This is a genomic window from Paenibacillus sp. AN1007 (assembly GCF_040702995.1).
Classification (GTDB): Bacteria; Bacillota; Bacilli; order Paenibacillales; family Paenibacillaceae; genus Paenibacillus.
Genome location: NZ_CP159992.1, coordinates 2685856 through 2706808 on the forward strand (window position 1 = coordinate 2685856; position 20953 = coordinate 2706808).

Below are 20953 nucleotides of genomic sequence, written 5' to 3' on the forward strand. Positions count from 1 at the left end.
TTTACAAATTCCTCTCGAACGGAAGAGAGAAGCTGTACTTTCCAGGGTTCAACTCATGGATACGCGGCAGTTTTGCTGCCGTAACGACAGCGGCGGGCATAACAAGTGTGCCTGTCGTTCCTTCAGGAACTTCTACCTGTATATGCAGCCCTGCTTGATCCTTCTTCCAAGATGAAGTAATGAGACCATATGCAGTCCTTAGGGACGCACTAACCTTATTCAATTTGCTGGGGATAAAAGGCTCAATCCATATTTTTTCATAACCTGGTGAGTTAGGCCTTATGCCTGCCAGCCTTGTATAAAAAGAGGCGCTGATGCCGCCAAACATCGCGTGATCATGCGAATGCATGCCTCCTTTCTCACTCCACTGCTCCCATAGCGTCGTTGCTCCGCGTTCGATCTGATAACCAAACCCGGGGTATTCCTTTTTGCTCAGCAGCTCGTAAGCTGTATCAATGTGTCCGTAATCTGCCAACACGTCTAACAGATATCTTGTACCATAGATGCCTGTGTGAAGATGTCCGTCTTTTTCGGCGATAGCCTGCACCAGCCGGGCTGCGGCGGCAGCGCGCAGTTTGACTGGTACCATACCGTAGGCAAGCGGCATGAGCTGCGCTGTCTGAGAAGCGCTCCCATAGATGCCGTCACCTGTGTGAAACTTGTCCTGGAAGGCTCGATTGATGTCACCAGCCAGCTTCCGATAGCGATTATAATCTGCCTGTATTCCTAATATGGATGCCGTTTCGGCAGTAATTGAAGTGATTTCGTAATAAACACTCGTATTCACAAGTTCAACTTCATGGAAATAGTTCTCCCAGCCATCGCCATTCGGAGGACACCAGTCTCCAAAGCCCTCCTTCACTATGTGTTCAGGCCACTTCTCATGCAGATGGTCAATGTATGTCTTCATAGACGGGTAACTGCGGCGCAGCGCTTCCAGATCGTTATAATGCTGATAAAGATGCCATGGAAGAGAGACTTTGTCTCCGCTCCAATCGGGATTAGTCATGCTGTCCTCAATATCCTCCAGCCATTTGCGGTAATAACGCTGCATATTGAAATGGTGCATGCCCGCCTCCTCAACAACAGCGGAATCCATGAGGCAGGGAGTGCGTTCATCACGCTGACAGCAGTCTGTCGGGATGCTCACCAGGTTGTTCAGATAGGACCAGCGAATGTTACTGTAAAGCTGGTTAAGCATCTCATCCGAGCATTCAAACGTGCCTGCCGATTCTACATCGGCATGAACCGGAACAGCCTGAATGGAGATCGAGCAGGAACCAGCGCTGACTTCAACATAACGGAAGCCATGATATGTGAAACGTGGTTCATATTTTTCTTCACCTTCTCCACGAAGAATGTAAGTGTCTGACGCCTTGGCGTTTCGATTCGTCCATGGATCAATACAACCTGATTCATCGATCAGTTCGCTGTATTTCATCCTTACTTCACTCCCTGCCCGGCCCTTAACCTGAATTCGGGCCCATCCCGAGATGTTCTGCCCGAAATCGTATACATTTACGCCGGGACGCGGATGAAAGACTGCTGTTGGTTCCAGCGGTTCAAAGGGCACAACCGGAGGTTGTTGATTTTCCTTCAGTTTGCCTGCAGGGGGCTCAGCGCTCACCACGCTTGACCAGTCGTTATTTTCAATAAAACCGGGTTGGCTCCAACCAAGCTGCTCCAGTCTTGCATCATAGGACTCCCCATCATAGATATCATTGACAAGAATAGGGCCTGCCGCAGATGACCAGGAAGAATCCGTGGTGATGCTATGTGTACTCCCATCCTCGAACCGGAGGTCCAGCTGCAGGATCAATGCTTTATCCCTGTTCCATTTCCAGCCCCAGCGTGAGTAGTTAAAATGGTACCCGTTCCCCAGCCACACGCCCAGCACATTATGTCCCTCTTGAATCAAATGGGTTACGTCATACGTGTCATAAAGCATGCTGTGGTTATACGGTGTGTTCGCCGGAGCAAGTACGCGCTCATCCGCACGATTTCCATTGATATGAAGCTCATACCACCCAATCGAATAGATGCGTAATCTGGCTTCAATCGGGAGGAAAGTCAGGTCAAATGTTTTACGAAACAGCGGACTATCTACCGGGAGTGGTGAGGTACAGATCGACAGCATATTTCCTTCCAGCACCAGCCCATTACCTGAAGCATGAATCGAACCTGCTGTACAGTGCGTCGTTTGGGGATCGTAAAAACGGTTGGAATACAGCACGCGACCGTTCGTGCCCGTAAGCTTCAAGTCGCGAAAGACCGCTTTTTGTCCTTCTTTCGTGCGAAATCCGACTGTTCCTTCATAAGAAGCTGCCCTGTATGAACAAATCCGCTGCTCATTCACCATCACGTGCCATACTTCGTTTTCTGTGTTTACTTTGAGTTTGATGGGCGCTGCCTTTCTTTCAAGTAAAGACACCGCAACCTCATCCAAGTTATGACGTATACCTTGTTTTATATAGTAAACGGACATGAGACAGGAGTTCACAAGCTGATCATTCCCGGGCTCCTTTTGATTCTCAGCGAATTCGATCCCGCCATGATTGTTTTCATCCTGATAACCGAAAAGAAATGAAGCTCCATCTGCTTCGATATGCAGAACAACTTCTGCCTGATATGCAGTCCAATCTTCACATGGTTGTGCCTTGCGAGTGATCCACTCCGCAGCCCATTGATCCGATTTCATTACAATTTGATTGTCCGTCCGTTCAACTGCTTCATCAATCGGGTCGATCCGTTCTGACTCGCTTCTCTTCATTGATGTCATACTGCTGCTCCTTCCTGTAAGTCAGCTTGGCTTCTCGTCATAGTGCCATACTATGGCTGGGTACGCAGCGTCACCTCAGGTGCATTCCAGGCACTGACAGACAGTTTGTCTAATCTAATTTCGAAGCCGGATTCATAAGCAATATGTCTCTGTTCTCCCGGCAGGAGACCAAAATCATTGTCATCCAGATAACAGCTCCAATCATCGGGAAAATGGTGAATGATTACCCGGATTGCGGGCACCATACCCGAATTGTGAATCACAATCGTTCCACCCGTCCTCCCCTTCTCATCCTTGTCAGCTGACTGGACATACCATTCAAGCGTGGTAGAGGGAAGCTCACGCATTGGAGCATTGGGTAGTTCCCCGTACAGCATAAAGGCATGCGCTGCCTCATGATCCGAGTATTCGTTTGAATGGTGTCTGTGCTCCTGCTCGAAGGCCAGCAGTTCGGCAGTTTTCGGCTGGGCGTTATACCAGTACCAATGATCGGAGAGCCGTCTTCCATCTTCTGAATGGAGCGTTACTGCAGCGAGGAAAGGCTGAATGGCTGAAGCTTCCGGCAGGAGCTTTTCCAGTGATGCAATGGGATAGACCCGTCCCGGAGACACGGTTAAACCCGGATAATTCCAAGTCATCCATTCCGTTAATTGGCTGCTGAACATCGTGACTCGAACAGTCACGTTACTAAGCGTTTCTCGCGAGTCGTTCACGAGATGCAGGTCAGCCCGGAACACTTCCCCTGCCAGCCAGCCTTCCAGTTTACCGGCGGTGATGAAAGCATTCTGTGGACGTGAAGCCTGCTTGGCTCGATAATAGGAAAGCTTGGCTGTGCCGTAATAATCAATCACTGCCCAGGAATGTCCCGGGAAACAGTCGGTGAATTTGTAATACCAGAATCCGCTCTTGTCCTTGCCGGTTCCTGCGCGCTGTACATCAGCGACCAATCGGATGGCATCCCCCTGAGCGGTCTGTGAATATATGATGTAGTCCTCCCAGCTCTGGATAGGTCCGTATGATGCGTAGCGCATTACTTTAATAACATCCTTCAGGCTGAATTGATGAAAATGAGCTTTCCAGCCCCTGCTTTCTTCGGTTGGCGGAAAAGAGGACAGTGCCTCCTCCGGCATATAACGCAGACAACTGGAGATATTGGTCTGGCTCGGAATGCCGAATTCCCCGTAAAATACCGAAGGCATTGCCACAACTGCCTCTTCCAGCGGTTCACCGCCGTGATACACGTTCCAGTTATGGGCGCTGCCTCCCCAAGGATCCGTTCGGTGAAATGGACGCGACGGATCAAACTCGCGGCATCGTTTTCCAACCAGAAAAAGTCCTTCATCTGCGCCTCCATGAGCTCCGTTCTCATTGCCTCCACCCCACATGATCAAAGAAGGGTGATTCCGCAGCCGTTTAACGGAAAGTGCCGTTTGACGGTCAATCACGCCAAGATCTGTTACCGGAGCATCAGGCGGGCCCCAGCAAAGCGGGAACTCCTGGTATACCATAATGCCTTTTTGATCACATAAATCATAGAATTCATCACTTTCCACTAATCCGCCGCCCCATGCCCGCAGCATTTGTACATGACCTCTGCGTGCCAGCTCCAGCAGCCGTTCAATCTGACCTTCCTTTTGCGTCAGCATGACGTCAGGCCAGCACCAATTGGCTCCTTTGATAAACATCGATTCGCCATTAATCACAAACTGCCAGCGATAGTCGGTTTCCGGCACCGCCTCCGTCATGGGCCTCATTTCAAGAGTGCGGATTGCAAATGAAGTTCGAATCTCACTTACGTTAACAGGCTTCGTGTCGGCATATCCGCCCACTGATCCAAGCAAAGATTCAGGCGCTGACTCGCGGGACAAACCATCGATGTCTGCATCTTTATGTTCACAGCTGCCGGAAGCAGACCTCAATATAAGCTCATAGATTGGCTGCTCTCCATATCCTGATGGCCACCATAGGTTAGGACGGCTTAGTTTAAACACAGTACTGAATTTGCTTCGCCCACGGGGCACTTCTATAGAAAAGATAAAGCTGGTGTCAACACGGCTGCCCCTTTCATCCGCAGTCGATTGGACTGCACTCGTTGGATTCCTCCAATCATCCCTGCTGCTCTTCTCCGTTTTTAAACGGATAAGGCCTTCAATCGTTAATGAGGTCCGCTCTGTAAGGCTGCTCTCTGTCGTAAATTCCAATTGCAGCAGGGCTTCATCGGAAGTGCAGGACATGGTTACTAGATAGGGATCAAGCAGCGCAATATCCGGCTGAACCGTTACCCATACATCCTTCCAGATGCCAAGTGAGATGAGATGGCCGTAATGCCAGCCAAAGCCCGGACTGGGTTTCATCAGCCCATTCCAGCTTTGCGGCGCCGGGTCGATTCGAACGACGAGCACATTGACCTCATTCCATTGAACCAGCTCTGTAATATCATGGACCGGACCGCCGAACATACCCTGATGATGTCCAAGTGAGACACCATTAAGAAACACTGTGCCTGAGTAGTCGATACCGTCGAATGTTAAGGAAAGCCGTCTTCCCTCCCACGTCTCGGGTACTTCTAACGCAGTGGCAAACCACCACTCCCTGCATTCCACACGTGTTCTGCGAAACCAGAGTGGAGTCTCTTGAGGCGTCCCGTTCTGTTCTAATTCATCAATGGTATTTGTGTTCCAATGCGGATCAGCCATTAATTCCAGATCGACCAGCGCCTGCTGCACCGTTGTAGGAACTTTGACTTCGAGCCAGTCACTCCGATCATGATCCGGATCATACCAACGATCGCGCATTCCTTCACTCGGCTTGGCTTTTCGTCCAAACCAGCCCGTCGCCGGGGCGGGATCACCATGATCCGCCGGTTCGCTCCCCTTCATACGCCAGATGCCGGAGAGCAGCATGGAATTCTCTGACTTCGAGCTGCTGGTCTGGAAGCTTGACATCGTTTGAACTTCATTTGGAATAGAGAGAACAGGAATGCGGCTGTCCATCTCCACCCATGCGTCTCCATGAAGCGGAGAGCGGGCATAAGCATCGTCCTGTACTTCATCCAGAAAACGCTTACCTTCAACAGGATAATAATACGAGATGTTTGTCATTTTCCTAACACTCCATTCGTGTTCTGCGAACCTCTGCCGACACTACATGCACTGTTTCAGTATGTTCTGTGTATGAGCAGTGGCCGATATCCTTCGGGAACTTCCATCTCCACCGCAACTTCTTTTGGTGCGACGACCTCCAATTGAAAAACGGAATCACCTGATTCCTTCCGAATCTCCCACTTCACGTCAATTCTTCCGTCCTGGGGAAGAGGCACCGCCCCTTTGGCCCACTGCAAATCGCCTGGCTGCGGGGCTATCCGAACGGCTGTCCAACCGTCTGCGGCAGGACGCACTCCGAGAACCACAGCACCTAAAAAATATCCCGGTGCAGCTGACCAGGCATGACAATGACTGCGTGTCAGATCCTTGGGGTTCGCTCTGTTCTCGGTAAATCCCGGGTACATTTCCCAGCAGGTTGTAGCTTCATGTTTCACCATCTCACCGAACTTCTCACGCATATCCTGCAGCATTCTATCGATCTCACCATGCATTACCAGTGCTTCATAATAAAAGAACGTCATAAACGGACTGCCTATCCCTACAAAATGATCAGGTGGTGAAGTTAGATAAGCTGCAAGTATCTCCTTACGCTCATCTGCTGCCGCTCCAGTAATCAAAGCCGTCACCTGAGTCTGCATGCTGAATGTGCTGGAAGGAGAACCATCGGCATAAATGCAGTCAATAAAAGCCTGATGCTCTTCACTCCAGAGATGTTTGTTAATGGCATAGATTAAATGCTGTGACCTGGCATCGTAATATGCCGCTTCTTCTGCACATCCTGCCAATTCAGACAACCGAGCTGCGTCTGCCAGCGTGCGTGCTAATATGGCATTCTGATGCGTAACTGTCCCGTCATTCGGCTGCTCGATCGGAGCCCAGTCGAGCAGATTCCATGCGTGAATGGTCAACAGGCCCTGCTTATCCAAATGCTGCAGATAATGATCCAGCGTGAACTTTACTTTTGGCCAAATCGCTGCAGCAAACGCTCCGCTTCCGGTATGACGTGTGTATTCAAGGCAGGCGGTTATCCAGAAAAACGTCCAGTTCGGAATCACACTGCTCCAGCCGCTGGGTACCTGATCCGCATAAAGCGGGGTCTGACTTCCTGAGCCAGGCACGAGCTGCAGACAGTGTTTAACGATATCCAATGCACCGAATACATAATAGTTCACCAGAGCTTCATTACGGCTGTCACCAATCCAGAAAACCTGTTCATAAGCCGGACAATCCACAAAGGTGTCTTCCATACACAACCGGGTCGTATGTTTGCTGATCTCCCAGATGTCATTCAAGAGCGGGTCGGAGCAGTGAAAGCGGCCAATCTCTGCCACCGGATAGCTGCTCTGCACCAGAGTTACACCGAACAACCGCAGAGGTTTCATATTCCCGTGGATCGTAAGCATCAGATATCGCAGTCCGCGCCGGACAGGCGATTCATAGCGTTGTCTGCCTTCACGGCACACATAACGCAGTGTATTATCCACGCCAAAGGTATCCTGCCGGGAACCACCGTCCATATACTCAAATCCGTAAGCATCCAGTATGGTGCCTTCAGGTGCCTCGATCTCAAATCGCAGGAAGCCTGACCATTCGCGTCCAAAATCCAGAATCAGCTCGGTACCTCTACCCGTCGTCGCTGCGGGTATGATGGCCGGTATCCGGTTGGCAAGACAGATCTGCTGTAATGGCGCAGGAACAGCCTTCGTCTGTTCCGCTCTCTTCCATATGCTGGATACAAATATCGAAGCATCGGAGCTGAGCAGGTCGGGGAAGGGTTTAACCCACCTACGATAAAGGAGGAGCTCTCGGATTGTAGACAATGTCCTGCACTGAAGATAAACATCAGCATCCTTGAAGGCGTGTATGTCCAAGGACTTCTGACCTCCGAAACCTTGATACTGACGAAGTGCATCCGGGTTGGGCTGATGATCAATGTGAACAAGTGAAGCAAACGGACCGATAAGGGCAAAGGGTGCTGCGCTCACGGTTTCTTTATCAAGAAGCGGTGACACAACCCTAAACGCAGCCTCACAATCGATACCCAGATGCAATCCGCCCCCATGATCCTGACCAGCGAGCTCGATAAGCAGCAGATTGTCACCCGCTTGGAGCTTGACTTGCTGCAGACGGCGCGGCCTTTCGCCTTCCATTGCTGACACAGGATAATAAATCCCATTAAGGGTGAATCCGCGCAGGGCATGGAAAGCACTGAAAAATCCGATGACCGCTTCGGCTTCGCGGCTTGAGTGAACGACTGCGGCAGCATAACCGGCAAAGGATACCGGATTGGCGTGCATTCTGCTGCCTGGGTCCATCGCTTCACGAACATCAAGCACATGAGTCCAGGAGATGGGCACTGCCTCTTTCAAAGACTCGACCCGTACAGGCCAAACTTCCTGCTCGGTCAGTTCAGGAATGTCACTGGGAATCAGCTTAACCCAAGGTGCGTCTCCTGCCTTTGCGATGACACGTGCGGCTGTCCAGCCTGACTCTTCAATTGATGCTGCATGCTCTGCTGCTCCAAACCATTCTCTCTTCCACTGCCTCGCATCCACCTGCTCTGTAAATCCAAGCTGACAAGACATACGTGAAGCTCTTCGCTCGTATCCGGCATATGGAGTGGTGCACCACGAAGCATCGGTAGCAGCGATCAACTCTCTTTGCTGAGGCGTTCCATCCGTATCAAGGTGTACCTGCTCCAGCTGCGCCAGAAGTCCGCCTCTCCCAGGCACATAAGAGAAAGTCGCCGTACCATAGCTCATGACCAGAACAGCCAGTGTATTAACGCCCGGCCGAAGTAAATGCCCTACTTCATGCACATGATAATTCAGTTCAAAGGGCCAGGAACGACTGGGTCCTCTTCCGCACAATACACCGTTCACGTACAATACGTATCTGGCATCTGCCGTTATCGTGATCTCAGCACTTTCGTGCTCCCACTGCCGCAGCGTAAATGCTTTTCGGAAGCAGCGCCATTCATTACGCGGCCAGTCCTCACTGCCTCCCCAAATCCAGGAAGCCTGCCAGACAAAGCGATCTGTACTGCCTTCCTTTTCTTTGATCGGCAGTTCCCTCCCGCCAGCTGTAAGAGTTTGATCCATTTTCAAGTCAACTCCTCACTTCAATGAATTGTGGGTTTTTCTTTAGATGCATGCTGCATAAGAAAAGGAGCTAAAACTTCACAGCTTCAGCTCCTCTTCCAACGCTCTACTCGCTTCAGTTAAGTCAGTTTACAGACCGTGAGCTTGACGAAGCCGCTGTACCTCACCGTTATACCAAGCGGTAAATTCATCTGCTCCGGCTTTTTTGAACGCCGCAAGTGCAGCTTGTTTATTGGCCTCGAAAGCCTGCTCATCTTTGGAAAGAATGATTTTTGCGGCTTCGCGTGCAGCCAGTTCTTTCAATTCAGCTTCCTGCTTTTTCAGTTTGTCATCCAGCGTTACACCTGGAACAGTGTTGCGTTTAACGATCTCCTCGTCGTCCATGCCGTTCATCCAGGTAGTAAATGTGTTGAGCTTACCTTCATCAATCCGCTTTTTGAACACTTCTCCCGAGTAAGAAGCGCCATAATGCTGTGCAAAGTCTTTTTCGAGCGGTGTGGCTGCCTTGGATAAGGCTTCCTCCGAGGTGAAGAGGTCTACTGGCATTTTGTCATTGGGATTAACCATGTCTCCGCCCAAACCGATAATGTTACGATCCAGAGAAAGCCCTGTTGCTTCGTAAGGTGCTCCACCTGCGGCTTTCAGCGCCAGTGTTTCATCCGTCAGTGCCGGTTTACCATCCGTCATCTTCCAATGTTTTCCCTCTACGCCGTTGTACATCGTACGTGCACCCTCATAAGAGTAAATATAATTCAGGAACTCCATTGCTTTTTCCGGATTTTTGGACGTTTTGGAGATGCTGTAGGCTTTATCCTGCCATCCAAGCGGGTTCACTGCACCTGTCCAAGCCAGCTTACCAGCCGGAACAACCAGATATCCTTTGCCTTCTCCTGCGTGCTGGGCATTGAAATCACCCATTGCCCAGGTTGCCGGCCCCACAACAATCTGTCCTGCCGTTGCTTTTGCCATGTAGTCATTGTTTTTCATCGTGAGGGAATCGGGATCAAGCAATCCTCGACGCTGCGCTTTGTTATAAAAGTCCATCGCTGTCCAGAAGTTGGAAGATTCATCGGTCAGATTGCTGATGAACTCGCTGCCGCCCACTTTGGATGCTGTCAGGTCACTTGTAGCACTTACATTTTCAGTGAAAATAACCGGCGGAATCGTATAAGGCCACAGCCCCCAATCCTGCCACATGGACACGCCGTACACCTTCTTGCCGTCTTCGGTCTGCGGATGTTTCTCCACGATTTTGCCTACAACGTCCAGCAGATCGTCCATCGTTGCTATTTCAGGTGCACCGACCTCTTTATACCAGTCCCAGCGAATCGTTGGTCCAATGGTGATCGGTGCAATGGATGTACCCGGCTTGGATTGTACTTGCGGAGGCAGGAAATACAGTTTTCCCGTCCCGTTACTCCAGTTCTTTTTACTGTATTCGACAACGGTAGGAATATTAGCGGTAATATCTTTACCGGATTTGGCAAGCATGTCGTCAAGCGGAACGATCAGGTCGCCTTCAATCAACTGCTTTTGATATTTATTCACGTTGGTCCTTACCAGGTCGGGCAGATCGCCGCCAGCAAGCAGTACATTGAATTTATTCTCGTCTGCTTCAACGTACTCGATTTTGACCCCGATCTTCTCGGCAATGGCCTGAGCTACCTCGTTGTTCTGCTGCGTATTCCATTTGGAGCCGGTTTCCATGATCAGAACACGAAGTGTTACCAAATCTTTGTTGGAGCCGTTGTCTGACGAGCCGGCTTCACCTGAACCGGGCTGCCCTGTTCCCGAGCCTCCGCTCGTACAGGCTGCAAGCAGCATAGACGTCATCATGAGCATGGCCATTACCCGGCGAAACGTTGTTTTAGTTCTCATGTCATAACCCTCCTGTTTATCTTCTTCTATAATTATCGGCATTTAACCGGATAATCCAATCTGCTTGCGGCATATTTGACTTTGCGGCTTTTTGGCTTTAACCTTTGACGGCGCCCATCATGATACCTTTAACAAAATACCGCTGCAGCATCGGGTACACCAGTACAATCGGCAGCGTAACCAGCATCGTGATTGTCATTCGGATGGACTGAGGTGTGAGTGTCCGCACAACATCTCCCCGCGTCAGCTCCTCCGTGCTCATATTCGACAGGTTGCTGGACTGGTTCAGGAAGTTATAGAGCACGAGCTGCAGTGTCTGCAGCTTCGGGTTCTCAACGAGGAAAAAGTTATCAAACCAGGTATTCCACTGTCCTACCGCAGAGAACACGGCAATGGTGGCGATAATGGGCATCGAGAGCGGGAAAATAATGCTGCGATAGATACGGAAATATCCGGCTCCGTCGATCTTCGCGGATTCCTCCAGAGAAGCGGGAAGCTGTTCGATGAACGTTTTGATCAAAATAATGTTAAAGCCTGACATTGCACTCGGGATGATGTACAGCAGGAAATTATTCTGTAAACCGTATGTCTTCATGGTCAGATACCATGGGATAAAACCGGCGTTAAAGTACATCGTAATCAGAACAAAACGGTAGATCATTTTACGGTACGGCATCTCTTCTTTGGTAATCAGATAGGCAAAGAATGAACAGCTGAACACGGTAATTAAAGTACCCAGCACCGTTCGGGAGACGCTAACCAGAGCAGCATCGATAATACCCGGCAGTTGTACCGTTGCCTTGTAAGCTTCAAGTGAGAAGCCGGCTGGCCAGAAATAGACCCCTTTCTGAACGTCAATTGGATCACTGATGGAATAGATGAAGATGTAATAGAACGGATAGATTGTAATAATAACAAGCATGGACAGCAGGATGTAGTTAAACAAAGTAAACGTAAAATCCTTCCAATCGATGTGGCGGACGGAACGAAGCGTCTGTCCTGAGGGCTGTGTGCGCATATCTTTTTTGCTCCTTTCCCTGCGAGTCAGACGATACCTTGACCGCGAACTTTCTTGGATAGAATGTTGACACTGAAGAGCAGCAGTACACTGATAACTGTTTTGAAAATACCTACAGCTGTTGAGTACGAGTAGTCACCTGTTACAAGACCAAGTCGATATACATATAGGTCAAGTACCTCAATCCGGTCTGCAATCATCACGTTGCTGAACACCAGATATTGTTCAAAACCTGCCGAGAGCAGGTTGCTGACGGAGAGCAGCAGAAGCACAATAAAGGTTGGCATGATGCTGGGCAGTGTAATATGCCAGATGGTACGCATGCGCCCGGCGCCATCCACCTTCGCTGCATCGTACTGCTCGCTGTCTATGCCTACGATGGCTGCCAGGTAGATAATGGCGCTCCATCCTGCCGATTTCCACAGCAGGAGCAGGGTCTGAACGGTCCATACCCGGTCAAAGTTCCCGAGGATATCCACGGGGGGACTGCCGATGCCGGTTTTCATCATGATGGAATTGACTGCGCCCTCCGTACTGAACATGCTGAAAGCCAGAGAGAAGACAATAATCCAGCTGATATAATTGGGCAGCGTGGATACGGTTTGCACCAGCCGTTTAAACCAGCCGGAGCGGACTTCCGAGATTAGAATCGCAAGCAGCATAGGTACAGGTGCTGTTGCTATGGACAATAAGCTGAGTGCAAGTGTATTCGCCAGCACGGGTCCCATCCGTGGATCATCGAACATATTGCGAAAGTTCTCTAATCCCAGAAATGGTGTCTGGTGCAGCGGAATGCCCGGTTTGTAATCGAAGAATGCATAGATCCATCCGAATAACGGAACGTAACTAAAAGCTAGAGTAAATAGTACAAATGGCGCGGCCAGCAGCAGGAGGTGAATACCGTCCTTGCGATTCAGCTTGCCGGCTTTTTTCGTTATGGAACGTGTCAGAGTTTCGGTTCGCTGCATATGAATTTCTCCTTTGTTCGGTGCTTTCGTTTTGGGTTAATCAATTGGCATATTCATATGATAGCGCTTTCTTAAAGGCGGTTAAATGAACGTTCCTCTGATCTCCTTGAAAAAAACAGGGCTGTTCCCCGAGCGGACTTGAACCATTTTAAGATGTTTCTTGAACAATTTATCAAAGACTTGCCGCTCAAAGAAAATGCTCTCATGCGCCGCCTCTTGGGCGAGCTCATGAGAGCATCCAATGTTATATTCGGCGAACCGGCAGGGTAACAATTGCCTTTGCTCCCTGCTCCGTTGGGGCAAAATGAATGCCGAAGTCTGGACCAAAATATAACCGAATCCGTTTGTTAACGTTATTAAGACCGATCCCGCTGCCGCCAACAGTCGATTTAGGTGATTCTCCTCCAGCCAGCTTTTCATTCAAAGTTTCGAGAGTCTCCTTGTCCATCCCTGCCCCGGAATCCGTAACGCTCAGGATAAGCCGATCTTCATCTCCAGCTGCACTGATTCCGATTTGAATGGCAAAATCTTCACTCTGGCGGCCTGATGCAATAGAATTCTCCAGCAGCGGCTGCAGCATAAAGCGCGGTACCTGACAGTTCATCCAGTGCTCATCCACGTCCATGGTGAACGTCATATTGTTGTTGAATCGCATGTTGATAATTTTTAAATAGTTGTCCAGGTACGACAGCTCATCGCGAAGCGTGCACATGGGATCTTTACTGGAGAACACGGGACGCAAAATATTGCCCAGCGCAACAATCGTATTCACGATGTTGTCAGCCTTTACAATGACAGCCATCCAGCGGATCATGTTCAGAGTGTTATAGAGGAAATGCGGATTGATCTGATACTGCAGCGCCTCCAGTTCCAGTTCCCGCTTCTTCTCTTGAATTTCATTGTTCTTCTCCACCAGTTCCACCATGCTGAGTGACATCTCGTTAAAGCGGCGGATCACGGTGCCAAGCTCATTATTCGGAACGTGATCCACGGTAACACCAAGTTCACCGCGGCTCATATCTTTCATTTTGCCCGAAAGCTGGTTTAACGGTTTAATGATTTTCCGCAGCCAGAAGTAGGAAGCAATAAAGATTGCCAGCACACTTATTGTAAAAACCAGCATAAGCATGCGCTGCACGCCGATAATCTGGTCTGAATACTGACTGAGCGGAATCTCTTTCAGCAGATACCAGCCGCCGTCATGAAGCTTATAATAGACCACCTGCATACTTCGTCCGGCTTTTTCATCATCTAAACTGCCATAAGCACCTTCTGCCAGCTCTGCCCCCGGCTTGAAATAACTTCGAGTCCCTACCCGGCCCTCCTCACTGGCCGATATCACTGTTCCGTCCGCACTTGCGATATACATATCGCCTTCTTCCCGGTTCAATGCCGTAGAATAGATCGATGACAGATAACGTTCATCAATATTAAATATGAGTGTAGCGCTCGTGGTTGGATCATAGATGGCACGCGTTCCCCGCATCAAACTGATTAAATAACCATCATCCTTACCGGTTAGATACGGGTTGTAGAACGATTTCTTGATTCCGGAATGAATAATCAGCTGCGGATACTGTTCAATGGTCTGACGAAAAGGCTCGGAGGTGAAAAAGCTCTGCTGCCATGCATCCCGATCATATACTAATGTCCGTTTCTGGCTTCCGCCTACAGCACCCAGATTGTTTGCTGTGATATAGATGGAATCAATATAATTGTAGTTATCGATGAAATCCGCAACGACACGCTGCACATCATTTTTGGATTCCAGAAATTCTTCTTCTGTTTTCTCTGATATTTTGTATAAAAAGCGCTGGATATGATCATCCCGCAGAAACAGCATCGATAATCGATCGATCTCCTTTACTAAACCTCCGATGTTGTGGTCCAGCTGCTGGAACTGCTGATAGAGCAGGCGTTCATTCTGGATCTTGACCATATTCTGCATAAAAGAATAAATAAAATAAGAAGCCCCCGCCATGACGGCGAGGCTGATGACCATAATATAGAGAATAAGCTGGGTTCGCAGCTGTCTGGAAGTGAAAAGCGATAGGAGGGTTTTCTTCATTTAAGGCACCCTCTTGTCTTTGAGTGTTGTTTGCCTGCGGTATTCATTTGGATTAAGTCCCGTAATTTTTTTGAAAACTTTACTAAAATACGTATACTCCGGCGAAAAGCCAACCAAGGCTGGTACATCGGAAGAACGCAGCTGGTTCTGGGCAAGCAGTTCTTTCGCACGTTCGATGCGGTATCGGTTAACGTAATCAATATACGTAATCTGCAGCTCCTTACGGAAGAGGTTGCTGAGATAACCCGGACTTAAACCCACATAGTCCGCGACCATCTGCAGACTGATATTTTCTGTATAGTGGCGTTTGATGTATTCAATCGCACGGGTGATCTCATCACTCATTTGTAAGCGCTTGCGAACCAAATCAACTAGAGTGTTCATGTATGTGAGGACCTGGTCAAGCATATCGGGCATCGTATCACAATTCTCCAGTTTTTCGGTCATGCTGAGCAGCAGCGTCTTTTCATTGTTGTGATCATATACATTTGTATTAATCCACTGTACAAACTGATACACCGTAATCTCCAGTGTTTTGCGATCTTCACACATCCCACATTCGATCTCATCCAGAAACTCATCATACTCTCTTTGTTTCAGCTGTGGGAGCAGCTCCCTTATGTCGTTATGGTTACGAATTCGTTCAACTCGTGCAAGTACACCGGTTCGGTCGGCACGCCCAGTCCCTTGGTGCTGCTGTCCTGGGCCGACAATAAATTTGCGCTGCAGCGCCCGCTGGGCTTCGGCATATTGTCTAGGGAGCGAATCATACCCTCCATTGACACTGCTGATTCCGAATGAGACCGTGCAGTTGAAATAATGACGAATCGTATCTTGAATATGTTCAAGCAGCTGCCGAATCTCCTGTACAATAGCTTGTTCAGACAGCATATCGGCAAAGTGCAGTACAATCGCGTAATGACGGTCGTTAATCTGGACAGCTTCTCCCCGTTTATACCCCGACATGATCTCGCTTAGAATATTCAGCATAGACATCTTGACCAGATGACCGTGCTCATCACGAAATCGCTCTTTGAGCGAAAAGTAATGGTCCACTTCCATGACGCATACGACAAGGCGAACAGGAGATAATCTCAAGCCATGTTCTGTAACGAACCTTGAGAACTCATCTGTAGAGAAAATCTGATAGAACATAAAGTCCTTGAACATTTTTTCTTTTACCAATTCTATATCCGGTGATGCCGAGGCTGTAGTCCTTTGAACAATATTCACATGGCTCTGCTGCTGATCCAGTTCTTCCCTGACACCTGTCAGCACCTGTTCAATCTCTTCTTCGGTCATCGTCAGTTTTAAAATGTAGCTGGACACATCCAGCTTCAGAGCTTTACGCGCCAACTCAAACTCTTCCAGACATGAGAGCACGACGACACGCGTATGTTTGTCTTGTCTACGGATGTTGGAGATCAGCTCCATTCCGTCCATTCTGGGCATACTGATATCGGTAATGACCACGTCGGGTTTCTCACGTTCATAATAATCCCATGCAGCCAGGCCATCAGGAAAGTCGGCGGTAACCTCCAACCCGAACCTGCTCCATTCGACGGAATTTTTCAGTCCGATACGAACCAGCATCTCATCCTCGACGATCATCACCTTATACATGCATCAAACCCCCTTCAGTATCAAAATCCAGTCATTCCCTCGTCCGCTTGTTGGGGCTGTATAACGTTCAATGCCTTGATTCAGTACTGCAGCATTAGAAGAAGCTTCTGTTCGTTCTCCTGTTCGGGGACAGAACCATGCTGCTCTAATCTGCTTGCCCTCAATATACCTCATGACTACATCGACGTACAAGCCATTTGGGAGGTAAATGTAAGCGTTCTCTCTATTTTGTAAAGCAGCCATTCGGTTAGCACCTGTGCGGTTGAAATGCAGCAAATCCAAGTTCGGCCTTAAGTCTCGCCCCATTTCTTGTTCTAACAAGGCCCGAAGGTGACGCATTTGCGCTGCACCGGGACGATGCAGGGCTTCGCGCCAGGACATGATGAAATAATCACCTTGCTGGTTAGATTCAATCAGGTCATCTCCCCCTCGGTACATCGACCAAATCGAATGGTGACCATAGGTATGACCCATTGCGCCTGAAAATAACGCATAATACGCTGCCTTCCTCACATCTGCCGCATCGAAATATCCCAGTTCCCCCCGAAATCCAACGGGAATGTCCTCGTAACACGGCTCCGCATCAAGCGTTGGCTTCGCCGGTTCCCGGTCATAATCCTGCTGTACACGTCGGTCATTGGTAATCTCCCGTTCTCCATGACCGGACTGGATCATATTAAAATCAAGCCAGGGCTCATCATGAAACTGGCGGGAAGAAGACTCGCATCCCGGCGGGTGAAAGGTCATCAGCTGCACGGCGCCGCCCTGCTTCAACCCTTCTACCATAGAAGCAGTGATGTCAAAATGCAGCTTGGTCTCTAATGCACGGTCCCCTCCAAGAACCCAGATCACTTGCGGATGTTTACCATACCGCTCCCCCAACCATCTGCCATAGGTATAAGCATTTTCAGGTGTAAAAATCTCAGGTCCTTTGCCCCATTTAAGATTGAATTTATCTCCCCATGTCGGGAGCAGTGCCGCATATATTCCATGACTTCGCGCAAGCTCGAGTACAGCATCCACATGATCCCAATAAGAGTAGGGGCCATCCGTATCGGGACGAGCCGGGTCAGGCTGCCCATCTTCATTCATATGAAGAGGTGTCCGGCCGGAAGCATTGTTCGTGGTTACCCCGCTGAATTCAGCGAGCAATACCGTTTGAATAACATTAAAGGACTGGGCCGCCCTGGTTCGAAGATACAGCTCACTCTCTTCCAGGTTCAAACGATGCAGCAGCTTCCCAAGCCGTATCAGCCAACCAGAAAAACGGAACCCCCGCGCAGGTTTCCAGATACCGTCCATTAGCAGAGACTTGGAGTGCTTCAAGGTGCACAGGCGCTGTTTTCTTTTCGACCCGATCATCAAAAGAATGCTTCGTTATAGGATGCTTCACTATCGTCTCATTAGTTTCCGATTGGTTACTGCTCATTTTCGCTGACACTCCTTGTAAAATTGATTTGTGCACGCGCATGTTATGGTCACTTTTCACTTCAAATCCTTTTCTCCACTTCATGCAAAGGGTTCTCTTAAAAAGCATAAAATGCACATTTGCATCCGTAAAGACCGTTTCGAAGCAAAATCGTTCAAGCAGGCTTTGTTTTGTTCAACCCGAGCCTCTTTTTTTCAACCGCATCAAATAATATTTCAAATCTGTATTTTATTGTAAACGTTATCATATGAAGTGCCGCACGCATGTTGTGCAGTAAACCAACAATAAAGGAGAGCTGAGATGAAAAGCAGATCCGACCGTTTAACTTCACGATGGGGTATTTCGCTCCTCACAGCCGTCATGCTTGCTTCGTTTATTCCCGCCCCTTCTCCGGTTGACACCGCAAAGAACCAACGTCAAAATCAGGACACAAGCACTCATACCATTACGATTGATCCGAATAACGTCATTCAGGATGATTTCCTGGGCGTGGGTGTCAATACCATTCCGACAGCACTCATGCCTGGACAGATGCAGTACGGGTATACCGAAGCTCATTGGGAGATCGATAAAAAGCGTATTCAAACCGTACAGCCCAAAATTGCCAGGGTCTGGTTTCAGATTGACTGGATGGAGCCTTCCAAAGGAACCTACACATGGGAGAGCTCTAACATGAAAGCTTTCTACAAATACCTTGATGCATTCAAAGCGGCTGGAACCGAAATTGAACTGAACTTTGGGTGGAAGGTAGGCTCGTCTGTTCATAACTGGTTCTCCATACCAGGAATTGACCCGTGGACAAGTGCCCCTGCGGATCTGGATGCTTACGCGGCCTCTGCTTCCGCGCTGCTGGAGGAGCTGATTCTGAACCGTGGTTATGACAACGTGAAGTATCTTACTTTTTATAATGAGCCGAACGGCAGTTGGGATTTCGAAGCACCGGGAGATCAGAAGGCATATTACGCCGAGATGGTCAATAAGATAAGTGCCAGACTAACTGCTGACGGCCTCCGTGACCGGATTGAAATCTGGGGACCTGAAGAGACGGGCGCTCCTGCATGGATCGAATATATGAAGCAGCATGCTGATGATGCCATCGACGGGTACAGCTTTCACGTGTACGGCGAATCGTACGAAGGACTGGGCAGTGCTTTTACCCTGCGTCAAGGTTATGTCGGAAATAAACCGCTTCATCTGACCGAGTTCGGCTGGGCAGATGATCAAGCAAGTAACTGGGATGCCGGTTATGCCAACTCGGTCATTCAAGCCGCCAATATGGGCGTGAAATCAGCTTTGATGTGGCAGTTAAACGGGGTCTGGACGAATGATCCTACGGGTGGAACGAACGGAACCTATACGATGTGGGATGCGGTTGTACTCGGCTTGAATCCGCGTAAAACCTTTTACATTGCAGGTATGCTGAACCGCTATATTCCCGAACACAGTGAAGTACTTGCTGTAAATACTGGCGGTTCCACCGATGTACGTGCAGCGGCATTTAAAGGTGCGGACGGCAATTATACCGTGCTCGTCGAAACCAAAGCAGGCTCCAGCAAGGAAATCACACTGGACTTTGGCAGTACTGCGATCAATAAAACGTTTCGGAAAATGGTCTACAACAATGACGTAATACCGGAAGCCAATGCCGTACTTCCTCCAGTCACAGCGAATTTCCCTGCAGGCACTTCACTAACAGACCGTTCAGTTGACGGGGATTACAATGTCATTATCTATACGACTCAACCTGCCCAAACTCAAGTAAAACTGGATCAAGTTAATCCAACCGTACGTTCAGGTGAATCTGTCACCCTTGCGGCAGATGTAATTGATAATAGCGGAAGTGTCACATGGAGCGTTATTGGACAAAACAACGGAACAATTAACACAAACGGGGTTTATCAGGCTCCTCAGGTGAACGATGAAACACTTGTTGCAATTCGTGCCACCAGTACAGCCGCCCCCGAAGCATATGGTGTCGCTCTCGTTCGAGTTCTTCCATCAACATCAACAGATAAGGTCGAGGTTCCCACCTTCAGTCTGGATCAGCACGTATTTCCCAGCTCGGAGGTGCTCTATCTGGAGACCGCAACCGACGGAGCTCAGATTCGATACACCACAGATGGAAGCGAACCTACAGCCCAATCCACCCTGTACGTGAGACCCGTTATTCTGAACGAAGGTTCTCTTGCCCTATACAAAGCCAAAGCGTTCAAGTCAGGATTACAGCCTTCTGGCACAGTGTCCTCGCTTTATCAGATTGGACAGATCAGCAGTGCACCGGACGGATACAAACTCTGCATGATTGAAAATGGTGGAGACTGTTATTTCCAAGGTAAAGCGGTCGTCGCTTATGGTGCAGACGGATTGTTTAATTATTCGATCCAGGAAAACGGCGCAGCATGTACAAGTGCCCTTTTGGGTGATCCGATCCCGGGTACAGCCAAACGCTGCTTTGTGAATCCGAACATCCCGGATGAACTTCCGGTAGTCACATTGTTCAATGCCGGCTTTGAGAAGCCCGCGACAACGTCAGCCAAACCGGGGCCGATGACCAACGGATGGGTATTCGACAGCCGTTCAGGTGTGCAGCATAACAACGGTCCATTTCAAGCCCCGTCAGCTCCTCAAGGGGTTCAGACTGGATATCTGAAAACGGATGGCGGTGTATCCGGCACATTAAGCCAGTCCATTAACTTCAAGCCGGGCGTCTATCAAATGTCGTTTAAAGCAGCCAAGCGGACCAGCTTCGGGGGTACTCAGTCTTTTGATATATATTTCGATAATCAGGTTATCGGCTCATATCAGCCTGAATCCGGCAGCTTCGAAACGTTCAGAACCGATGCTTTCGAGACAAGTGGCGGAAAACATACGATTAAATTCGCCGCAACGACAACTCAAGGTGATAATACAGCCTTTATCGATGATGTATCAATTACGTCACTGCCTTGATCAGATGTCGGGAGTTGACGACCCAGATTGAATGCC

11 protein-coding genes are annotated in these 20953 nt (G+C 49.2%); 1 reads left to right on the plus strand and 10 read right to left on the minus strand.

The features are described from left to right. Nucleotide 1 precedes the first annotated feature (1 nt). The 10 genes from ABXS70_RS11905 to ABXS70_RS11950 form a co-directional block, all read right to left on the minus strand. A complete protein-coding gene (locus ABXS70_RS11905) occupies nucleotides 2–2779 on the minus strand; it encodes a family 78 glycoside hydrolase catalytic domain (protein ID WP_366295995.1) in 2778 nt (925 codons plus the stop codon). Nucleotides 2780–2829: 50 nt separating this feature from the next. Beyond that, the gene (locus tag ABXS70_RS11910; protein WP_366295997.1) at nucleotides 2830–5880 is read right to left on the minus strand and encodes a sugar-binding domain-containing protein; all 3051 of its coding nucleotides are present in this window, start codon (nucleotides 5878–5880) and stop codon (nucleotides 2830–2832) included. 56 nt (nucleotides 5881–5936) lie between these two features. Next, nucleotides 5937–8984: a family 78 glycoside hydrolase catalytic domain gene (locus tag ABXS70_RS11915; RefSeq protein ID WP_366295999.1), complete on the minus strand. Its 3048-nt coding sequence runs from the start codon at nucleotides 8982–8984 to the stop codon at nucleotides 5937–5939. A 129-nt stretch (nucleotides 8985–9113) separates the two neighbouring features. Further along, nucleotides 9114–10862, minus strand: coding sequence for an extracellular solute-binding protein (locus tag ABXS70_RS11920; protein WP_366296001.1), 1749 nt, complete (start codon nucleotides 10860–10862; stop codon nucleotides 9114–9116). A gap of 97 nt (nucleotides 10863–10959) precedes the next feature. Continuing rightward, on the minus strand, nucleotides 10960–11880 hold the full coding sequence (locus tag ABXS70_RS11925) for a carbohydrate ABC transporter permease (protein ID WP_342556035.1): 921 nt from the start codon (nucleotides 11878–11880) through the stop codon (nucleotides 10960–10962). A 26-nt stretch (nucleotides 11881–11906) separates the two neighbouring features. Continuing rightward, nucleotides 11907–12848, minus strand: coding sequence for an ABC transporter permease subunit (locus ABXS70_RS11930; protein WP_342556034.1), 942 nt, complete (start codon nucleotides 12846–12848; stop codon nucleotides 11907–11909). A 244-nt stretch (nucleotides 12849–13092) separates the two neighbouring features. Continuing rightward, a complete protein-coding gene (locus ABXS70_RS11935; protein WP_366296003.1) occupies nucleotides 13093–14916 on the minus strand; it encodes a sensor histidine kinase in 1824 nt (607 codons plus the stop codon). Next, nucleotides 14917–16539, minus strand: a complete 1623-nt coding sequence (locus ABXS70_RS11940; protein ID WP_366296005.1) for a response regulator — start codon at nucleotides 16537–16539, stop codon at nucleotides 14917–14919. A 3-nt stretch (nucleotides 16540–16542) separates the two neighbouring features. Beyond that, nucleotides 16543–17763: a glycoside hydrolase family 140 protein gene (locus tag ABXS70_RS11945; protein WP_366296007.1), complete on the minus strand. Its 1221-nt coding sequence runs from the start codon at nucleotides 17761–17763 to the stop codon at nucleotides 16543–16545. After that, the gene (locus tag ABXS70_RS11950; RefSeq protein ID WP_366296008.1) at nucleotides 17744–17968 is read right to left on the minus strand and encodes a DUF4038 domain-containing protein; all 225 of its coding nucleotides are present in this window, start codon (nucleotides 17966–17968) and stop codon (nucleotides 17744–17746) included. The genes ABXS70_RS11945 and ABXS70_RS11950 overlap by 20 nt, the downstream gene beginning before the upstream one ends. Nucleotides 17969–18268: 300 nt before the next feature. Here ABXS70_RS11950 and ABXS70_RS11955 point away from each other — a divergent pair, with 300 nt between their 5' ends. Further along, a complete protein-coding gene (locus tag ABXS70_RS11955) occupies nucleotides 18269–20917 on the plus strand; it encodes a chitobiase/beta-hexosaminidase C-terminal domain-containing protein (protein ID WP_366296010.1) in 2649 nt (882 codons plus the stop codon). The last annotated feature ends 36 nt before the right edge of the window (nucleotides 20918–20953 follow it).